Here is a 19083-nt window from a genome sequence, read left to right on the forward strand (position 1 = left end):
TTGATTGGGCGCACTATGTCAGACACTGCAACGATTACTTCAGCAAAAAACTCATCTCATAAACTATCTAATAACCTGTCTAACAAGACGGCAATCGATACTGCCACGCTATTGATTAAATGCCGTGACCAAGCCGGGATCGTGCAAGCGGTATCTGAGTTTATCCATCGCTATGGCGCTAATATCATCACTCTCGATCAGTATTCAACTGCTCATGAGGGTGGTCAATATTTTATGCGTTTAGAGTTTGCTTTGGCAGGATTGAGCGAGATTATTGAGAATTTTGAAGCCAGTTTTGCGCATACGGTAGCCAAGCGCCATAACATGGCTTGGCGTTTACATGATAATGCGATTAAGACGAAAGTTGGTATTTTAGTATCAAAGTTTGATCATGCATTGTTGGATTTGTTATGGCGGCATCAGCGAGGTTTACTTGACTGTGAGATTACCTCTGTCGTTAGTAATCACGAAGACTTGCGCCAATCGGTAGAGAACTTCGGTATTACTTTCCATCATGTGCCAGTGACCAAAGATAATAAATCAGAGGCAGAAGAGCAAATTCATACGTTGATGGAAGGCAATGATTTGCTAGTGTTGGCGCGTTATATGCAGATATTATCGTCTGATTTTGTCAAGCGTTGGCCGATGCAAGTCATCAATATTCACCATTCATTTTTGCCTGCATTTGTGGGAGCTGACCCTTATCGTCAGGCTTATGATAAAGGTGTGAAACTCATTGGCGCGACTGCGCATTACGTCACCGCTGAGCTTGATCAAGGCCCTATCATTGAGCAAGATGTACACCGAGTCACTCACCGTCAAGGTGTGACCGAGCTGCGCGCTATTGGTCGTGATATCGAGCGTAATGTCTTAGCACGCGCTGTGAACTGGCATGTACAAAACCGCGTGATTGTAGCGGGTAATAAAACCGTGGTTTTTAATTAGCCTCTAATTAGAGCTATTTCAAATTGACAAGTGCTGGTTAACATAAGGTTAAAAAAAGCCGTGAGTATTATTCATTAATACTCACGGCTTTTTTCTGGACCTATTGCTATTGCAGCGCTGATTTTATATCAGCATCTCTAACACAAACTTGCTGCCCACAAAGCCAATGGCTAATAGGAGAAAAGCATAGATAGTCATATTGGCGGCACGTTTGCCCCGCCATCCAGCACGCCAGTTACCGACCAGTAGCGCCCCAAACAATAACCAAGACAGCAGGCTAAACACAGTCTTATGCACAATATGCTGTGCCATCAAATCCTCTACATAGATAAAGCCAATGCCCAATGCGATACTCAGCAGGACAAAACCGACCAATAACATATCGAATAATAGACTCTCCATACTTTGTAGTGACGGTAGTTTATTGACCCAAAACCGATGAATAGAGTGGTGCTTGAGTTCGCGTATTTGTAGGCGCAAAAATAGCGCTTGCACCGCTGCCATCAGCAGCACACAATAGGCGGCAAGTGATAGTAATATATGAGCTTCAAGCCCAATACTGATATTTGTAATGGGTTGATAAGGCGCACGGCCAATATAGCCAATTGTCAACCCTAGCAATGCTGTTGGCGCCGCCAGTATGCCCAGACTAACAATGGGGCGATACAAACAAAATAAAAAATAGAAGAATAAAAAGAACAAGCTGATTAGGCTAATGATATTAAAAAGATTGAAGTTTAGCCCGTAAAGCGTCACAACATAAGGGTAAAGTAGCGCCGCATGCGCGAGCATGCCGACCATCAATAATCCCAAACTGATGCCTTTATGGATAGGCTTATCCCGAGTCAGTGCCCAACTAAGGTAAGCGCTGACTAAGATATAGGCTAGGCTAGCAAGTAAGAATGCAAAGTGCACAGATATAATGCCTCATCTCATACTGAGCGCAAAATAGCCGCTCAATTTAATGCTAAAGTGGTATTATCGGAATGATTAGAATAATCGTCCAATTTATCATAAAATGGGTGCCAATTGAGCACCAACTTGCTTATTCCTTATAAATGCTTGGCCAAGTTTGCTTGAATGAGCGCTAATATGCCTAGCTTATAAAGCGATTGTCTATAAGTCATAAAGCGCCGCGCCAAGCTTTGGTAATGCTGTATTTGCAAAATCATTATAATTTTGGCATCGTCTTGGTGCTATAGTGTTGATAATAGACTATTTTTTATCATTGTTTTTATGAAGATACGATTAAATAATTTACAGTATTCCCTAATAATATTTATCCGCCATTTAAGCTGAAGCCAGTTTCACTAAGCATTATTTTAAGTAAGCATTATTTTAAGTAAATATTGTTTTCACCAAGAATTATTTTAACTGAGAGTTATTTATGTTTGATACCTTAACAGAACGCTTATCGTCGAGCCTGCGTAATATCGCAGGAACTGGGCAGTTGACCGAAGACAACATCAAAGATACCCTGCGTGAAGTGCGTATGGCGCTACTAGAAGCCGACGTCGCGCTACCCGTCACCCGTGACTTTGTGAAGCGCGTCAAAGAGCAAGCGCTTGGTGCAGAAGTACTCAAAGAATTAGCACCGGGGCAAGCCTTTGTCAAAATCGTCCATGACGAGTTGACCGAAATGATGGGCAGTGCCAATCAGCAGCTTGAGATGACGGGTAAGCCACCTGTTGTTTATTTACTGGCGGGTTTGCAAGGTGCAGGTAAAACCACCACGGCTGGTAAATTGGCAAAGTTTTTACAAGAGCGCCATAAGAAAAAAGTCATGCTAGTATCCGCTGACGTCTATCGTCCAGCGGCGATTGCTCAGCTTGAGCAAGTGGCAGGGCAAGTAAATGCCAAGTTCGTCAATTCAAGTAGCGACGAAAACCCGATAGACATCGCGCTGCGTGCTATCGAAGAAGCTAAAATTCAATATCAAGATATTCTGATTATTGACACCGCTGGTCGTCTGGCTATCGATGAGACTATGATGGCTGAGATTAAGGCGTTAACTGCAGCAGTCAATCCTTCTGAAACATTATTTGTCGTCGATGCGATGACGGGTCAAGATGCGGCAAATACTGCCAAAGCCTTTAATGATGCGCTGCCATTAACAGGTGTCATCTTAACCAAAACTGACGGTGATGCTCGCGGCGGTGCGGCACTTTCTGTACGTGCGATTACTGGCAAGCCGATTAAGTTTTTAGGTCGCGGTGAAAAATTAGACGCGCTAGAGCTGTTCCATCCAGAACGTATCGCTCAACGTATACTTGGTATGGGTGACGTACTGAGTTTGGTCGAAGAAGTTGAACAAAAAATCGACCGTGATAAAGCCGAAAAAATGGCGAAAAAGATGCAAAAGGGCGGTGATTTCGACCTTGAGGATCTATTGACCCAGTTCCAACAAATGAAAAGCATGGGCGGCATGGCAGGCTTCTTAGATAAGATGCCAGGTATGGGCGGCTCGGATATGCAAAAAGCGGTCGAAGATGCTAAGCCAGAAGAAAAAGTACGTGAGATGGAAGCGTTGATTAATTCGATGACGCCATTTGAGCGCAAAAATCCCGATAAAATTAACCCAAGCCGTAAGCGCCGCATTGCCGCAGGTTCGGGACGTGAGATTCAAGACGTCAATCGTTTGCTCAAACAGCACAAGCAAATGGCAAAAATGATGAAAATGATCTCCAAGCCTGAAGGCATCAGTAAAATGATGAAATCGATGCAAGGGCTAATGGGTGGCGGCGGTGCTGGTGGCGGCGGTGGCGGTCCTTTATTTGGTGGCGGCGGTCAGCAAGGCGGCGTCAAGGATGTGAATCCACAACAAATGGCTAATCAGATGGGTCTGGATCCAAACAACATGCCAAGCACCGAAGAGATGCAAAAACAAATGCAGGAAATGCAGAATCAAGCGCCAAAAAAGTTTAAAACCCGTTTTTAATTGATAGATGCTTAGATTGCTATAGTATTCAATTCTTAATGAAAACCCCAAGGTGCAAGTCGCTTTGGGTTTTTTTATGTCTGTCATGTTCCCATAAATATTGATGGATTAAGTATGAAAATTTAGAAATTAATAAAATTTGCCTATCCTAAATGCTATGATAGGCGCTGTTTTATAATGCTAAGTCAATAGGTCGAGGTTATGATGTTTTTAGCAATGGATACCGTGTTTGATCAGTGTTCGATCGCGATTTTAGATGCCAGTGGTCAAGTGCTATCGAGTCATACTGAGACGGGTAAACGCCAGCAAACCCAGCAAATTCTGCCAATGATTGACGCCGCTTTGTCCGAGGCTAAGCTCAACCTTGCTGATTTACAAGCCTTGATATTTAACCGTGGTCCTGGTGCCTTTAGTGGCATACGGATTAATACGGCAGTAGTACAAGCATTGTCTGTCGCCCATGATATTCCTTGTGTAGGAGTCTCAAGCCTACAAGCGATTGCGCAAGCGGCGTATCAGAAATATGGCGTGACCGAAGTGTATAGCGCCCTTGATGCGCGTATGCAGCAAGTTTATTTTGGGCAATATGTGCTAATAGACAACCTTATGCAGGCGGTTAATCAAGAAAATGGCGAAGATACCGAGCAGTTGCTCGATTATGACAGCCAGACCATGCTTAATATTCCCATTGCTGGCAATGGTGCGCCGTTATTAACATTACATGACGGTCAGATCATTCAGGCAGATATTCACCCTGACGCTACTGTGATAGGGCAGCTTGGTATTGCTCAATTTATGGCGGCAGGTGGCACAGAAGCTTCGCAAGCTTTACCAAAGTATCTGCGCAACCAAGCGTGGAAAACGCTCAAAGAGCAAGGTAAGGCGTAACCATCATATTAATGCCAGCTATTATCAGCGCTATATAAAATATAAAAATACTCTAAAACGCTATTAGCCAATAGATCCATATTTAGGAAAGCCATCGTGGATATCATTTTATTAATTCAAGCTGTTATCATGGGTATCGTTGAAGGTATCACTGAATTTTTACCCATCTCTAGCACTGGCTACTTGATTTTATCAGCGGATTTGATGGGCTTTTGGACCAAAGAAAAAGTCGATTTATTTGTGGTAGTGGTGCAGCTTGGCGCTATCTTAGCGGTCATTTATGATTACTGGGACAGACTATGGCAAGCGCTTATGGGTCTGCTGACAGGCAAAGCTGAAGGCATGAGTAATCCACGCCAGCTAGGACTTAGCTTGATTGTGGCGACTATTCCGGTGATGATCGTTGGCTTCACCTTCGCTGATGAGATTAAATCATATTTATTTAATCCCATCGTCGTGGCAATTATGCTGATTATCGGTGGCTTATTGATATTCTATGTAGAAAATCGCCCTAAAACGATTATTGCGCAAGAAGCAGAAGACGTCAATCTAAAAACCGCGTTGATGATTGGTCTGCTGCAATGTCTGGCATTGATACCGGGAACATCACGCTCAGGCGCGACAATTATCGGCGCGCTATGGCTCGGCGTTTCACGTAAAGCTTCCGCTGAATTTTCTTTCTTTTTGGGTATTCCAGTCATCGTGGGCGCGGCATTATTGGATTTGCTAAAGCATCATGACGTATTAACCAATAGCGAGGATTGGCTGGTATTAGGTATAGGTACGGTGGTGTCATTTATCGTCGCCTTACTCTGTATCCGTTTGCTAGTAGAATGGGTCAGTCGTCGTGATTTTAAAATCTTTGCGTGGTTACGCATTATTACTGGCATCATTGTATTAATAGCGGCTTGGGGTTTTGGTTATCAAATGGCAGGCTAGAGCCGATTGTAGGATGAGTCTATAAGCCGCGAATAGGAAAGTAGAGATGACCGTTTCACGCCAAGGGTTCAAAGAGAGTAGTAACATTATGTACTGCCAACTATACTATGTCAGCGAGTCGCAGCATAGTCAGATTGCAGATATACAAGCGTTGATAGTTGCACATCAGCTGCCCATTATTTTACACCTTGAGCTGTTTACCGATAAGCTTAGTCAAAAACGTCGCCAGCAGTTAAGCCAGATAGCTACCCAATCTATATTGTTGTTGGATGAAAAAAACAAGCTATCATGGCTGAGCGATGGGTTAAGCGTTGCACCAGAATGGGATAAGCTGCAACGCCGTGTGGTGAGTGCGGGGCGTAAGTCTGAGTTATTATTACAAGCGGTAAAAATCACATCTGACAGTCATGTTATCGATGCCACAGCAGGCTTTGGTCATGACAGTTTGATATTAGCCAGTACGGGCGCTCAGGTCATCATGCTTGAGCAGCAGCCCTTGATGGCATTGTTATTGTTAGTAGAACAGCAGCGTATGATTGCATTACCCAATTGGCAAAAACTGATGATGCGTTTGCAGATTATCAATACTGATGCGCGAAGTTATTTTGACAGCTTGAATAATGTATCGGCAGCTGACCATAGTAAGCTGGTCAATGTGGTTTATTTGGATCCTATGTTTCCAGAGAATAGCTATCAAGATAGCAAAACAGGTAAAGGCGCTAAAGTGGGCAAGCATATGCAAGCCTTACACCAATTGGCTAGCCCACCAACGCTAGAACAAGAAGAACAGTTGCTACAAAGTGCGCAAGCAGTCGTCCGTCAAAAGGGACAAAGCACAAACACACAGGGGCGCGTGGTCGTTAAGCGTCCGCAATTTGCGCCGTTACTTGCGCATCAACAACCAAGTGAGAGCTGGCATAACGAAGCCGTACGCTTTGATGGTTATTTTGTTTAATAGCCGTTTCTCATCATAATAAATGCGCCTAGCGATTGAACTTATCTGTTGAACTAAGTTATTTAACTCAGTTATTGAGCTTAGAGCGCGCAGTTAGCAACTTCATATTTGTAAAATTTAGAGTGATTGGATTTAGGAGCAGGGAATGTCGACGCTAATTATTTGGATCATGGGTGCAGGATTATTATTAATAAATATTATTTTGCGCACCCGAATATTAAGGCTGGAAGCCCGTTTAAAAGAGTTCAGTCGTCCTGAAGATTATGTGGCATTTTTGCGTCAACAGGCCGCACAAAAAGACAAAAACCCTGCCATTAAAGCTTTACGTAAACAATATCCTGAGCTGTCGCTCATCGAGGCCAACAAATTGTGGCAGCAAATTCAGTAGCTCGCCAATGTATTAATAATTCAATGTAATAGCACTTCATATAAGAGCTGCCGAAAAAGTAGGCAAACACGCACAAAAAAACCTTCTATTAATGATAATAAAAAGCCATGACATTTAACGACAAACTACAAGCTTACCTGCAGCTGACGCGCTTTGATAAACCAGTAGGTATTGAGCTATTATTATGGCCAACGCTATGGGGCGTAATGCTGGCGGCGATGGGTCAAGCGCAACAGCAAGGTTCAAGTGCAGGTCTACCAAGTCTTAAGATGTTGGTGATTTTTGCGCTGGGCGCAATTTTTATGCGGGCGGCAGGTTGCGCGATCAATGATTTTGCCGATCGTAAGGTCGATGGTCATGTGACCCGCACCAAAGGACGTCCATTAGCTGATGGGCGTCTGTCTGCTAGAGAAGCAATCGCTGCTTTTTTAGTATTGGTATTACTCAGCGCCAGTTTGCTGTTCTTTTTGCCGATAGCCGTATTTTACTGGTCGCTTGGGGCAGTGTTATTGGCATTCATTTATCCATTTATGAAGCGTTTTATCCATTTGCCGCAGGTGTTTTTAGCAGCGGCGTTTGGTTGGGCGATACCGATGGCGTATGTGGCGATACAAGGCGCGCCTGATGCTTGGTGTTGGCTGTTATTTGTCGCTTATATGTGTTGGACCGTGGCTTATGATACCCAATATGCTATGGCTGACCGTGAAGATGATTTAAAAATCGGGGTCAAATCAACGGCGATATTATTTGGTCGCTACGATGTGATTATTATCTCGCTGCTACAAACATTGTTTTTGCTTATTATGGGCGCGGTCATTTGGCATTACTTTGCACCGACAAGCTTAGGCCTGACGCCAGTATTTGGCTTAGCGCTAGTCGCAATGATGTTTGCTAAGCAAAATAGCGCTTGTGCCAGTCGTCAAGCTATGGCTTGTTTTCAGGCATTTTTAGCTAATATATGGGTAGGACGTTACGTCTTTGCTCTTATCGCAATCGCTTGTTTGTGGACGACTTTTAATGGATAACTTCAAAAAGCTCTCAAAGTCAAAAGCGAAAAAATCTTCTGATGCCAATGCACCTGTCATCGATTATCAAGCAAAGCTAGCTGAGCATGGGCTAACACGCGAACAAGTGATCGCCACCGAGCGTAAATTGGCTAAGTTTGCTAATACGATGGATTCGCTGGTACGTGTGCCTTTTACCAAACAAGGCATGGGTGCAGATGCGGCGCTTTCGACGATTCCGCTGGCAGGAGATTTAGCGGGACTGGCTTTAACCAGCTATGCTTTTGTATTAGGGCGTCAGTTGGGTGTGCCAGCGCATAAAATGACACCTGCCGTCAGACTGGCACTTATTGATATGGTCGTTGGTATCGTACCGGGTATTGGAACGCTGCTCGATATTTTTATTCGCCCCAGTCGTAAGACTTTAGGCATCGTGCATGAGCATCTGCACGATGAATATGGTATTACTGAAACGATGCACATGGATCGGCCGTTTTTGCATCAATCGCTTGAAGATAAGCAGCGTAGCCGTTTTGGCGCTTTTTGGCGCAATCCTATCATTGCGTGGTTGTATTTGCACATTCCTGATCTGTTGGGACTAATCGTTATTGTAGTGATTGGTTGGGGACTGTGGGCAGTAATCAGTTGGCTGGTCAGTCTGTTTGGAAAGGTAACTGGATTTGGTTAGAGAAATCTCTTGAGCATTAAAAAGGCGGCAAATATCATAAATATTTGCCGCCTTTTTAATGCTCAAGAGATTTCTTTTATGTAACCTTTTAAAGGTGCTAAGCTGTATTTTTTAATCAATTACTCAGTGATGACTTCTGCTTCGGCACTGACTGCATCAAAGCTAGTGACTTTATTATTTTTGATAAAATCAATACTGCCGCCACCCGCATGACTGACCAGTTGGATACTGCCATCGGTTGTTCGATAAGTTGGGTTATTGCCTTGGCCTTCTGGTGCACTTAGTGTCATTTTTGGTTTGTTCGGTAGGCTAACGATAGCGTTGAGTACGCCTGCTGCTGAGGTTTCAAAAACGACCGAGAGTGATTCACCAGCCGCATTTTTATAACGGACATCAGTAATTTGCGCGCCTTTAATGGCTTGTTCTGGATTTGGTGCTGGTGCAGTATTGTTTACTGCCGAGTCTGTTGCACCAAGGTCATTCTCTAGCTCAGTTAAGCTTACATCTTGTTCTGAGCTTACTTCAGAATTTGCGATATCATCACCATTATCAGCGGTCGTATCAACATTAATATTGGTAGTCACGGGTGTGTTTTGTACCGCCGCTTCAGAGATGGTTTCGTTATCTGTCTCAGGCTCTGGTGTTTTTTGGCAAGCACTCAATAGTGAGAGACTTAAAAAAATAGCAGAAATTGCCTGAAAATAGGGCTTGGATTTTGCAATTGTAAGAGCATCGATTTTCATAATCATACGGCTACCTATTGGCAGAGTTTTTGTTCAAATATAGTGAACGACGTAGACTTATTTATCACTCAAAGTTAAATATGACCGTCATTTGCTATTATTATCAATTTCTTGCTTACTATCTACAGGCATTGCTTATTTCAGTTTTAGGTTGTCGGCTGCCATACCGCTTTCTTTATACACGTCATCTAAGTATCGACGGCTGGCAAGTAGCTTGTCTACAACGCCACTTTGGCTTTGAATATTGAGCTTTTGAGAAAAGTCTAAAATCGAGTTTAATTGATCTAATACCATGTCATAGCTGGTATTTTGTTTGTCGGTATCAATAATGACTGTTTTAGCATAATGTTGATCGAGGCTAAAGTAGTCGCCAATCAATTCTGGAACACGTGTGGTGATGAGTTTATTGAGGGTAAATAGCTGTGCTTCAGTGATTTCTTCATGATGGGTGGACTCATATTGTTGTCCAATATCATCCATCACAGATCGAAACGCCTTAGGTACTTGCTCGTCATAAAGTAGCTTGATAAAAGGATGTCGAGCTGAAAAATTAATCATGCTGAGCCCGTTAGCTCGCTCATGATTTACCTCGTTGTTTACAGTCATATCTGCTTTAGATTGGGTAGCAACAAGATTCGCAGAAGCCAAGTATTCTTGATGCCGCTGTATAGAAGCAATCTGTGTGTGCTTAGACTTTTCTTTCATCACAAAAAATATGGGCACAATAACAATTAGGCTAAGCAAAATGAGTAAGGTAAAAAAAGACATGTCGGGACTCTGTCATAAAAAATGCTATTTATTAAAAAAAATTTTTTAGATTACAATATAACATGCTTGTGTTATGTTAAGGCAAAATAGCGGTCGATAAAAGTTGTATCTCGCTACTGTTTATCTCGCTATCATGTATCTTACCACTATATATTTTACGACTAAGTGCTTGCCTATTTCTAATTAAGGAAGATGATGAATAATGACACGATTACGAAGAGTCAGCTAGCCGCTTATAAACCAACTACTGCTTATGTCGGGACTTCTTGGGCGGTGATGTTGGTGGGTGTCCTAGCGTATTTACTTGGCTTATGGAATGCACAGAGTATGTTATTAAATGAAAAAGGCTATTATATAGCGGTGCTGGCGCTAGGTCTTTATTCAGCAATTAGTTTGCAAAAAACCCTTCGTGATCGTAGTGAAGGTATTCCAACAACCAATATGTATTATCTAATCAGCTGGGCGGCTCTTGGATTATCCATTGCGCTAATCGCTATTGGTTTGATGAATGCGGGAAGTTTAAGCTTAAGTGAAAAGGGCTTTTATATGATGGCATTTACCATGAGTTTATTTGCTGCAGTGACCATTCAAAAAAACACCCGTGACGAAGCACAGATTCGCACTTTAACTGCACCAATGATTACGACTGACACTCAAAGTAGTACTAAAATTGGTCATCAAGAGTCCCGCGACTCTGACACTGGAAAATCACTTTTTGGTGCGGTTAAATCTAGAATGGAAGGCAGTGATTAAACCTTTGACTAAAAATCTCAAGTAAGCGGTGTTTGTAAACGCGTACGATTTGGCGACAGGCGCGCAAGCATCGCTGTTGATAAGGGGGCAAATGTTCCTAACATCATATCTGTTAACGCTTCAGCACATATTGGTGCAATGGCATACCCTTTAGCACCCATGGCACTCATTACCCAAATTCTTTTGCTGTCTGCTAACGCTCCAACGATGGGGTGATAATCAGGCGTTTGCGTGCGAATCCCCGCTCGTCCTTGCCACAAACTAATATCTGTTGGAATAATCGAGTCCATCCCAGGAATGGCAGTCACTAGTTTGTCGCGGCTAATCTGATGCTCTTCTGTGCGGATATCTATGTCTGTATCATTACGTATAAAGCTTGCGCCTAATAAAAACTGAGAGTGCTGTTCTACAACATCGTTCAATTGTGCATCGCCTGTTTGCGCGGTAAATAACGCACAGTAACCGCTGTATTTAAGCGGTATTTTGGGCAATATGGTGAGCTGCTCGGTTGTGGGCGTAAACCAAGAAAGCTGACCACGAATTTTACGACAATCAAAAATACGCTTGTCCAGTTGATGACTCTCAAAAGCTGCGCAAATGACCACATTATCAGCGCTAATGGATATCGTCTGCTTATCCTGATTATTGCCTGCGATACAAGTATTTTCTTCTGTTTCGCTAATACTTTTAACGTCTACTTGCTGAAAGTGGATGAGCGGATGCATTAGGATAGTATCTTTTAATGCTTGCGGATTGACCAAGCCAGACTGCGGTAAATACAAATTCTCTGATAAACCTTGTGTTTTTAACCCGCTGTCAGTTTGCGCCTGCTCATGGGATAGTGTGGTGGCCATCTCATCGGGGTAATCAGCGATTTGCTCTGTGCCAATATTGGCTTTCATAAGCAGATCAAGAGCACCCGTTGGTTCAAGTATTGGCACTAATCCTAATTTTTCAGCATCTACATTTAAGCATCGATATAGCCTGCTGCTATAGAGATAGCCTATGGTATGCAAATGTTCATCGACATGATGAATGGGCGTCATCTTAGGGGCAAGTAGGGCGCGAGGGTTGCCTGATGCGCCCGCCAAAGGTGCTGATTTATCTAGCAAAGTCACTTGAATACCACGATTGGCCAATGACCAAGCCGTTAATAGCCCCGAAACGCCAGCGCCAACGACAATGCTATGGGTGGGCAGGTTGTCAGTGGGTTTGGCAGATTGGCTATCGTTGTCGGGCGCGGCGGTGCTAGCATTATTGTAAAAGGTGATGTCTTTACTATTGTTGCCATTATTATTGTCAGTTAAATTTATGGTATCCAGCATGATCGCCGTTAGCATTTCGTTCTTACGACCAAAGCCTTTCACTTTTTTGATCTGAAAGCCACAATCTTGCAGCGCACGTTTGACGATACCAGCACAGCTATAGGTGGCGGCAGTTGTATTGGGGCGTGATAAACGCTGCATTTGTGCAAAAATACTATCCGCCCACAAGGTACTATTGCAAGAGGGCGCAAAACCATCTAAAAACCAAGCGTTAACATAAGGTGCATGCAAGCTAGAAGAGTTACTTGATAGTTTGGCTAAGCTCTCAGCTGCGTCACCCAACCATATATCAAAAGTCAAATTATCATCAAAGAAACTCAAACGATGACAGCCCGCGATAAGAGGCGGATAGGCCGCTAATAATAGCTCAATCAGTGTTGTCAATTCAGGCGCGCGCTGTCCCCATAAGGTAAGTATTTGGGTAAGGTCGGTACGAGGTATCGGGAACTTTTCAGTGGTAATAAAATGCAGTTTTGCAGTTGCTAATTGAGGGTGTATATCCCGCAGCTGTCGCCATAGCTGCCACGTAGCGAGAAAATTCAGTCCAGTCCCAAAGCCCAATTCAGCAATCGTAAAGCATTGCTTTGGTGCAAGATTGGTCAGTCGTTCAGGCAATTGATTGTGCGCCAAAAACACATGACGCGATTCCGCTAAACCATCAGCATTTGAGAAGTAAACATCACCAAACTCACCCGATACAGGCACTTTATTACCCGTATCATCCATCTGCCAATCAATCTTGGCAGGGGTGATATTTGATGAGTGAATGCTTAGTGACTGAGTGTTTTTGGAGGGTGTTGACGATGTATCAGTATCTTTTGATTCGAACATGGGTTTAGACATAGACAGTCACATAAGATAAATCAATAAAAAGCGCGTGGTACTAGTTACCAGCGTTCACGGCGGACAAACACCAACCAAGAAATAAAAATACCGACCAGTAAGCTAATTAACACAGTAAATGCACCGTATAAAAAAAGCTGACCTTTGCTCTCGTAGACCAAAACATTTACTTGAGTTTGCAAGTCATTCAACTCGCGCTGCAACTGTGCATTACGGCTTAATAGCTGCTGATTGGCATCGGATAACGCCTTATCAGATGGTTGTAATTGCGCTGCCAATGTATCGCTGATATTCATCACTGAGTTTTTTGTTGGTTGAGCGGTCGATATTGGTTGCGCTGGCACGGGTGTCGTGAGTGTTGGATCAGCCACATTGATAGCCGTCACCGTCGGCGCAGCCTGTGCTGAAACAGTAGCCATAAAAATCATACTAACAATGCTACGCTGATAAGAGCGACTTTTTAACAAAGATAGGCACTGAATCACGATTTTGCTACTTTAACTGATGCGCTGTCATCCGCTTTTGGCAATGTATGGATAAAGGGTTTGATATCTACGTGACTGTACACGCCATCACGTAAGTAAGGCTCATCGTTTACCCATGATTGCGCTGCTTCTGCAGAGTCAAAGTCAGCAATGATTAGGCTGCCTGACATCTCGCCTTTGCCATGCTCGATAGGTGTTGGACCAGCGATAATCAGTCGATTGTCATGATCTAAAGCTTGCAAGCGTTCGACATGTTCAGCGCGGGTAATCTGACGTTGTGCGCTGCTATTGGCCACGTCATGACCAATAATGGCAAATAAGGACATGAGACTTCCTCGATTAATAAAAATTATGATTAATTTAAAGTGTTTTGCTTAATGCGCCTGAGCTAATTGCGATTAATGATTGTCGCTATTGGCATTTAGAAATAGCATTGGCTTTATTATAAAATGATAAATTGAGTATTATTTGACGGTTTTATCCGTGAGCGCAGGATTGAGGTGCTTTTTTAATACGGCAAACTGGGCGATGACGAACACCAACATAATCGGAATCCAGCCATAAGTTTTAAAGTTAATCCATGCCTCATCTGACATCGTAAACGCTGTGATATAATGCAGTATGCCCATAAAGGCGAAGAATAGTGCCCAAGCGAGAGTGAGTTTTTTCCAGCCACTCATCGTCAGCAAAAAAACATCTTTCATCGCCAGTTGCATCAGTGGCTTATTAATCGCAGCACTGACTAAAAGTGTTAGTGCAAAGATACCGTTGATAATAGGTGACTTCCAACGCAGATAGATATCATCACGCAATAATAAAGTACCACCACAAAACAAAATGGTTAATAGTAAGACAACCCATTGCTGTTTATCAAAAGTGCCTTTTTGGCGAATAAAATGAATGGCATAAACGATGATGGTAGCGATGAGTAACGCACCTGCCCCTGCTAGGATACCACTGTAGCGAGCAGCAATAAAAAAGGCAATTAAGGGAATAAAATCTAATAAAGCTTTCATAGCAAAGGGGATGTCCGACAAAAACGTATGGGGTAGTTTACACGTCTACTGCGCCAAAAAAAAGCAATCAACACGATAATCATGCTATATCACGGGCCTGCGTAGCAATACCTGATAATTATGACTCATAATCATGACAACTGCCAAATATAACGGCTTATTGCCAATGTGCTCATTTTTTTGTTTTCTACACTTTTAATTTTTAATGCTAAGGCTTCTCTTATGAAATTCGATTTACATTGTCACAGCACTTGCTCTGATGGTACTTATGCACCAACGGAAGTGGTGCAGCGCGCCCATGCGGCCGGCGTCAATGTATTGGCATTGACCGATCACGATACGCTGGCAGGAATTGATGAGGCGCGTGCGGCTGCCATTGCCTGCGATATGCAGCTGATTAATGGGGTCGAGATAAGCTGTAAGCACACACTTATTGGTGGTTATGGCAAAAATAAATCAACCAATAAAATCATCCATGTGCTAGGGTTAGATTTTACCGATCGCGAAAAAATGCATGCAACGCTGCAGCAATTACAGGATAGCCGTGTCACGCGTGGTCAACGAATCACTGAAAAGCTCAGTGAGCTATTAGATATTAACTATGATGAGCTGTGGCAAGCCGTACTTGATAAAGCTGGCGGCAATCCACAAGCGGTCGGGCGCGCGCATATTGGTCAAGTATTGTTTGAGCGCGGTGAAGTCAAGACGGTACAAAAAGCCTTTGATAAGTATCTGGCAGACAATAAGCCTGCTTATGTGGCGATTGATGCACTGAGCATGGCTGACGGCATTGAGCTGATCCATGCTTGTGGTGGCAAGGCGGTGTTGGCGCATCCCACGCGTTATCAGCTTTCAGCAACACGAGTCCGTAAACTGATTGAAGAGTTTGCTGGTCTTGGTGGCGATGCTTGTGAGCTGCCGTCGAATAGCGAACCGGTTAGTACTCGCAGAATGGTCGATCGCAGTATCGCTGCCCACAATCTTGTCGCCTCGATCGGCAGTGACTTTCATGGTAGCAATATGCCGTGGCGTCGTTTGGGTGATGTACCGACAATGAACCCTGATCAGCAGGGAGTTTGGCAGTCTTTTGCAATGTTTTCTTAGCCGAAAATTCATTGCTGAATACAGTTTTGAATGTTAACTCAGCTGAAACATCAATTGACAGGTTATCCAAAAAACATGCGTCATATATTGACGCATTAAGGCACTAAATAGATTGATAACTGCGACAGAAATTGCCACACTAGATAAGTGGTATTTATTTTTACAAATGAAATTGTCGGGGTTAACTCCTATTTAGTTTACAAAATGTAGTACCGACACTCGCATTCTTATCTACTTAAGTTTTTGGGAATGATATAAGGTAAAAAGTCATATCATTTATTATTGTTGATTCAGGCTTTTGATTTTTATTTAATGGTTTTAATGTCGACTTAATAACTTTCAATATTTGCGGTAGCCCTACTATGGCTGTATCGATATCTCATCTAGGCTACACCAAGCTATCTCAAGCAATTTTTGAGTGGCAAGCTGCTGATAAAACGTCATTACTGGCTTTATTTATGGTAATGGAGGTGTCTTTACACTGGCTATGGTGTTTATTTGTTTGGTGGCGCCGCGATGTTTATGACACCTATGTCGATATAGCCCTGCTTTATCCACTATGGTTCGGCGTGACACTGGTAGCTTTGTTTTTATTATGGATGACCAGTCGTTTTTCACCTGTCAAAAAAGCCAATAGCAATTTGTATAAGTGGCAAGGCATACTAATTACGGTCTATAGTGCCTATATTGCAATGGTTATTTTAGTTTTGGGACATAGTAGCTTGGTCGCGGGCGTCTCTTTAGTCGGCGGTGCGATATTGGGGATGATGCTTATACGTCGGCGCTATGTATGGAGAGCATTTTTAGGACATGCAGCCGTCATTCTAGCAGTCACATTTATTCCTTATCTTGGCGTTACTTTACCCAATCTGCGTCAAATGACGCTCACGGTCATTCCTCTTGATACCTATTATAGTTATATCAATTATAGTGAAATTACGACAATCGAAAATGCCATCTCTGCCTCTATTTTTCAAAATGGCACGCTAAATTGGGACAGTGTTGATCAGTTGCGCCGATCTTCCGCTTTTTTTTGGCGTTCTACCCATATTTATATGGCGCTACCAAAAGCTATTTTTATTATCTATATGTTTCGTACTTTGTTACTAATATTGGATGATAGTAAAAAGGAAATTCTGCAGCATGCCAATCAAGATGAGCTAACTCAACTCAAAAGTCGCCGTTACGGGATGATGCAAATGAAGCAGGTGCTGAAGTCAGTAGAAGACCATCAAGATATCAGCGTTATTTTATTGGATTTGGATTGGTTTAAAGAGGTCAATGACAGTTACGGCCATGAGATTGGGGATCGAGTATTGGTAGAGGTCGCGCAGACGCTCTTGCAGTCTTTAACTGATGAAACAATCGTGAGTCGCTATGGCGGTGAGGAGTTTTTGATTGTATTGCCAGATACGAAGCACGACACAGCTATGATAATTGCTGAACAATTACGGCACGTTATCGCCAAACACGTCATCATTCTCGATGACGATACAGCCTTTAGTGTGACTGCTAGCTTGGGGCTATATACACTGACCCATGGTGAGCGTAATTGTATAAAACAAGCCTGCGAAACTCTGAATAAAAAGGATGCCTCGCAGTCGCTTGCTAAACCGCAGAGAATCCCCTCGTATAGTAGCAAACGCGTGAATCGTAAAATTCCCGCAGTGCAGCTACCTCACGATATTTGCCAGCGCTTAATTTGTATGGCAGATAAGGCTTTGTATGAAGCCAAAGGCCGTGGCCGTGATCAAGTGGTGAGTGCCAACGAGATGTTGGCAGCAAAAAATAATAATATTGAGGCGCTCTATGGCACATAGCTGGCTGCCATAGTCGAAGGTTTAATTACACTTTAGTGTATTAATTTTTTTACTAAGCTTGCCAAGACACTGGTAGCAAAACTACCTGTCGTTAACGTAAAGCTGAGCACCAATGTCTGTTCATTATCTTTATCCTGCCATTCCCAAGACAGCGCTTCAATAGGTAGGCGCAGCGCGCGGCGCTGTGCTTTTACATCGCGCTGCTCTAAACCATTGGCTAAGCGAGCCAGTAGCGGATTTTGCTGAATCACATTTTTCTCAATATTTGCCGCCATGCCGCTGACTTTATCATTATCCTTGCCCCATAATGCAGCAGTGGGATGGATATCACCCTTCTCAAGGCGTTCACGCAACGTGTCGTCTATGGCTTCGCTAGTAAATATTGATCCTGAACCCTCTAAGTTAAACACTTCTCCTGCCAGCCCAGTATTCCAGCTGCCATCACGCACTCGTACCGCCAATATCTCATTGAAAATTAAGCTACGTGCGGCAGACAGCTCCATCGTATTCTGCTCACGTGGCGCGTGCTTGCGTTTGCTCTTTTTGGGTTGTGCTCGACTTTGCTGTAGTGGACGCGCAAACAGCGATAATGCTTCTCTAATATTATTGCCATTTCGTCCAAAACGCTGAGGGCCAAAATAATTGGGCACGCCATTTATAGCGATGCTTGATAAATGCTGCTCGACATCTTGTTTCGCCGACAATAATTGCTCAGGTGCTGGCAATGCTGTGTCAAAATCAGCAAATTGGATATCACGCAAGGTGATGATAAATTGATTGGCGCGATGCGTGCCGCGATTGAGCTTTTTGTTGTGCCATTGCTGGTCGATGATCGTGACCGATTCATTGGCTCCGATATCGACTGGTGCAAACTCAGCAGCTGGCAGTTGTTTTTTTGGGATTCGCAAGCTGAACCACTGGGTTGTCAATGCATGGCGATCCTTAAGACCTGAGTAACCAACATCGCGCAGAGGAATCTCTGCCCACTCTGACAGCAGTTTGGCAAGATAAACGGTATTCATCCCTAATTTTTGGATATGAAGCCATAGATGCTCACCTTCACCGGTGAATTCGAGCGGCAATAGCTCATTAACGATGAAATCAGTTGCGTGGGCTTTATAGGTTGCTTGCTGTACAGGTGGTTGAAGAGGCTGCGGTAACTGCGCAGTATCCGTCGCTACGGTAATATCGATACTTGCCATATCAAACTGCTCATTATTAAACGACCCATTAGCAGGTAACTCGTTATCAGGTTGAGTACTTTCAAGAGCGGATTGAGGGCTAGCATTAATATCGGTCATGTCATCACGAGAAGTCATAAAGTCGTCTTTTATGTTGAGGATAAGATTTAAAAAGAATAGGTAAGCATAGGGATTAACAGTTAACGATTACGTTTTGCAACGCAGGAAACATACAAAAAAACAGCGTGTGCGAAAGTGTCTTGCTACTATCAATGGATAGCGTTTTAAAAAAGCATTTAA

General features: G+C 43.2%; 19 protein-coding genes. 11 read left to right on the plus strand and 8 right to left on the minus strand.

Annotation, left to right across the window (positions count from 1 at the left end):
- Positions 1-15 precede the first annotated feature (15 nt).
- A complete protein-coding gene (gene purU / locus I3252_RS02505) occupies positions 16-945 on the plus strand; it encodes a formyltetrahydrofolate deformylase (RefSeq protein ID WP_238034098.1) in 930 nt (309 codons plus the stop codon).
- 123 nt (positions 946-1068) lie between these two features.
- On the opposite strand, the gene ccsA is transcribed toward purU, so the two are convergent.
- The gene (ccsA, locus tag I3252_RS02510) at positions 1069-1860 is read right to left on the minus strand and encodes a cytochrome c biogenesis protein CcsA (protein ID WP_238034099.1); all 792 of its coding nucleotides are present in this window, start codon (positions 1858-1860) and stop codon (positions 1069-1071) included.
- Between the two features lie 472 nt (positions 1861-2332).
- On the opposite strand from ccsA, the gene ffh reads away from it, so the two are divergent.
- The 7 genes from ffh to I3252_RS02545 all read left to right on the plus strand — a co-directional run bounded on the left by ffh (position 2333) and on the right by I3252_RS02545 (position 8745).
- A complete protein-coding gene (gene ffh / locus I3252_RS02515; protein WP_238034100.1) occupies positions 2333-3883 on the plus strand; it encodes a signal recognition particle protein in 1551 nt (516 codons plus the stop codon).
- A 204-nt stretch (positions 3884-4087) separates the two neighbouring features.
- The gene (tsaB, locus tag I3252_RS02520) at positions 4088-4771 is read left to right on the plus strand and encodes a tRNA (adenosine(37)-N6)-threonylcarbamoyltransferase complex dimerization subunit type 1 TsaB (RefSeq protein ID WP_238034124.1); all 684 of its coding nucleotides are present in this window, start codon (positions 4088-4090) and stop codon (positions 4769-4771) included.
- Between the two features lie 96 nt (positions 4772-4867).
- Complete coding sequence (locus tag I3252_RS02525; RefSeq protein WP_238034101.1) at positions 4868-5710, plus strand: undecaprenyl-diphosphate phosphatase; 843 nt, start codon at positions 4868-4870, stop codon at positions 5708-5710.
- Between the two features lie 46 nt (positions 5711-5756).
- Positions 5757-6665, plus strand: a complete 909-nt coding sequence (locus tag I3252_RS02530; RefSeq protein ID WP_238034102.1) for a class I SAM-dependent methyltransferase — start codon at positions 5757-5759, stop codon at positions 6663-6665.
- Positions 6666-6810: 145 nt separating this feature from the next.
- On the plus strand, positions 6811-7053 hold the full coding sequence (locus I3252_RS02535; RefSeq protein WP_238034103.1) for a hypothetical protein: 243 nt from the start codon (positions 6811-6813) through the stop codon (positions 7051-7053).
- A gap of 107 nt (positions 7054-7160) precedes the next feature.
- Positions 7161-8078, plus strand: a complete 918-nt coding sequence (gene ubiA, locus I3252_RS02540) for a 4-hydroxybenzoate octaprenyltransferase (protein ID WP_238034104.1) — start codon at positions 7161-7163, stop codon at positions 8076-8078.
- On the plus strand, positions 8071-8745 hold the full coding sequence (locus tag I3252_RS02545; RefSeq protein WP_045454182.1) for a DUF4112 domain-containing protein: 675 nt from the start codon (positions 8071-8073) through the stop codon (positions 8743-8745). The genes ubiA and I3252_RS02545 overlap by 8 nt, the downstream gene beginning before the upstream one ends.
- A 119-nt stretch (positions 8746-8864) precedes the next feature.
- On the opposite strand, the gene I3252_RS02550 is transcribed toward I3252_RS02545, so the two are convergent.
- Positions 8865-9494, minus strand: coding sequence for a hypothetical protein (locus tag I3252_RS02550; RefSeq protein ID WP_238034105.1), 630 nt, complete (start codon positions 9492-9494; stop codon positions 8865-8867).
- A 129-nt stretch (positions 9495-9623) separates the two neighbouring features.
- A complete protein-coding gene (locus I3252_RS02555; protein WP_238034106.1) occupies positions 9624-10256 on the minus strand; it encodes a hypothetical protein in 633 nt (210 codons plus the stop codon).
- A 195-nt stretch (positions 10257-10451) separates the two neighbouring features.
- Between I3252_RS02555 and yiaA the strand changes: the two genes are divergently transcribed.
- Positions 10452-11009, plus strand: coding sequence for an inner membrane protein YiaA (gene yiaA, locus I3252_RS02560; RefSeq protein WP_055124683.1), 558 nt, complete (start codon positions 10452-10454; stop codon positions 11007-11009).
- 17 nt (positions 11010-11026) lie between these two features.
- Here yiaA and mnmD read toward each other — a convergent pair whose 3' ends face one another.
- The 4 genes from mnmD to ispZ form a co-directional block, all read right to left on the minus strand.
- Positions 11027-13177, minus strand: coding sequence for a tRNA (5-methylaminomethyl-2-thiouridine)(34)-methyltransferase MnmD (gene mnmD / locus I3252_RS02565; protein ID WP_238034107.1), 2151 nt, complete (start codon positions 13175-13177; stop codon positions 11027-11029).
- 44 nt (positions 13178-13221) lie between these two features.
- On the minus strand, positions 13222-13596 hold the full coding sequence (locus I3252_RS02570) for a hypothetical protein (RefSeq protein ID WP_238034108.1): 375 nt from the start codon (positions 13594-13596) through the stop codon (positions 13222-13224).
- A gap of 62 nt (positions 13597-13658) precedes the next feature.
- Positions 13659-13988 (minus strand): YciI family protein, encoded by a 330-nt coding sequence (locus I3252_RS02575; RefSeq protein WP_238034109.1) that lies wholly within the window; start codon positions 13986-13988, stop codon positions 13659-13661.
- A 138-nt stretch (positions 13989-14126) separates the two neighbouring features.
- Positions 14127-14678, minus strand: coding sequence for a septation protein IspZ (gene ispZ, locus I3252_RS02580; protein WP_045444273.1), 552 nt, complete (start codon positions 14676-14678; stop codon positions 14127-14129).
- Between the two features lie 222 nt (positions 14679-14900).
- On the opposite strand from ispZ, the gene I3252_RS02585 reads away from it, so the two are divergent.
- Positions 14901-15782, plus strand: coding sequence for a PHP domain-containing protein (locus I3252_RS02585; protein ID WP_238034110.1), 882 nt, complete (start codon positions 14901-14903; stop codon positions 15780-15782).
- Between the two features lie 362 nt (positions 15783-16144).
- Positions 16145-17602, plus strand: coding sequence for a GGDEF domain-containing protein (locus tag I3252_RS02590; protein WP_238034111.1), 1458 nt, complete (start codon positions 16145-16147; stop codon positions 17600-17602).
- A 32-nt stretch (positions 17603-17634) separates the two neighbouring features.
- Here the strand turns inward: I3252_RS02590 and I3252_RS02595 are convergent, their stop codons facing one another.
- Entirely contained in the window at positions 17635-18804 is a 1170-nt protein-coding gene (locus I3252_RS02595; RefSeq protein ID WP_238034125.1) for a tRNA pseudouridine(13) synthase TruD, read from the minus strand.
- Between the last annotated feature and the right edge of the window lie 279 nt (positions 18805-19083).

It is taken from the genome of Psychrobacter sp. Ps4, from assembly GCF_022129285.1.
In the GTDB taxonomy this organism is placed as follows: Bacteria; Pseudomonadota; Gammaproteobacteria; order Pseudomonadales; family Moraxellaceae; genus Psychrobacter; species Psychrobacter immobilis_A.

What these genes read in the sequence shown, in the direction of transcription:
- purU (WP_238034098.1), top strand. Translation starts at nt 16, where the DNA reads ATGTCAGACACTGCAACGATTACTTCAGCAAAAAACTCATCTCATAAA.
- ffh (WP_238034100.1), top strand. Translation starts at nt 2,333, where the DNA reads ATGTTTGATACCTTAACAGAACGCTTATCGTCGAGCCTGCGTAATATC.
- tsaB (WP_238034124.1), top strand. Translation starts at nt 4,088, where the DNA reads ATGTTTTTAGCAATGGATACCGTGTTTGATCAGTGTTCGATCGCGATT.
- I3252_RS02530 (WP_238034102.1), top strand. Translation starts at nt 5,757, where the DNA reads ATGACCGTTTCACGCCAAGGGTTCAAAGAGAGTAGTAACATTATGTAC.
- I3252_RS02535 (WP_238034103.1), top strand. Translation starts at nt 6,811, where the DNA reads ATGTCGACGCTAATTATTTGGATCATGGGTGCAGGATTATTATTAATA.
- ubiA (WP_238034104.1), top strand. Translation starts at nt 7,161, where the DNA reads ATGACATTTAACGACAAACTACAAGCTTACCTGCAGCTGACGCGCTTT.
- I3252_RS02545 (WP_045454182.1), top strand. Translation starts at nt 8,071, where the DNA reads ATGGATAACTTCAAAAAGCTCTCAAAGTCAAAAGCGAAAAAATCTTCT.
- I3252_RS02550 (WP_238034105.1), bottom strand. Translation starts at nt 9,494, where the DNA reads ATGATTATGAAAATCGATGCTCTTACAATTGCAAAATCCAAGCCCTAT.
- I3252_RS02555 (WP_238034106.1), bottom strand. Translation starts at nt 10,256, where the DNA reads ATGTCTTTTTTTACCTTACTCATTTTGCTTAGCCTAATTGTTATTGTG.
- yiaA (WP_055124683.1), top strand. Translation starts at nt 10,452, where the DNA reads ATGAATAATGACACGATTACGAAGAGTCAGCTAGCCGCTTATAAACCA.
- mnmD (WP_238034107.1), bottom strand. Translation starts at nt 13,177, where the DNA reads ATGTCTAAACCCATGTTCGAATCAAAAGATACTGATACATCGTCAACA.
- I3252_RS02570 (WP_238034108.1), bottom strand. Translation starts at nt 13,596, where the DNA reads ATGGCTACTGTTTCAGCACAGGCTGCGCCGACGGTGACGGCTATCAAT.
- I3252_RS02575 (WP_238034109.1), bottom strand. Translation starts at nt 13,988, where the DNA reads ATGTCCTTATTTGCCATTATTGGTCATGACGTGGCCAATAGCAGCGCA.
- ispZ (WP_045444273.1), bottom strand. Translation starts at nt 14,678, where the DNA reads ATGAAAGCTTTATTAGATTTTATTCCCTTAATTGCCTTTTTTATTGCT.
- I3252_RS02585 (WP_238034110.1), top strand. Translation starts at nt 14,901, where the DNA reads ATGAAATTCGATTTACATTGTCACAGCACTTGCTCTGATGGTACTTAT.
- I3252_RS02590 (WP_238034111.1), top strand. Translation starts at nt 16,145, where the DNA reads ATGGCTGTATCGATATCTCATCTAGGCTACACCAAGCTATCTCAAGCA.
- I3252_RS02595 (WP_238034125.1), bottom strand. Translation starts at nt 18,804, where the DNA reads ATGGCAAGTATCGATATTACCGTAGCGACGGATACTGCGCAGTTACCG.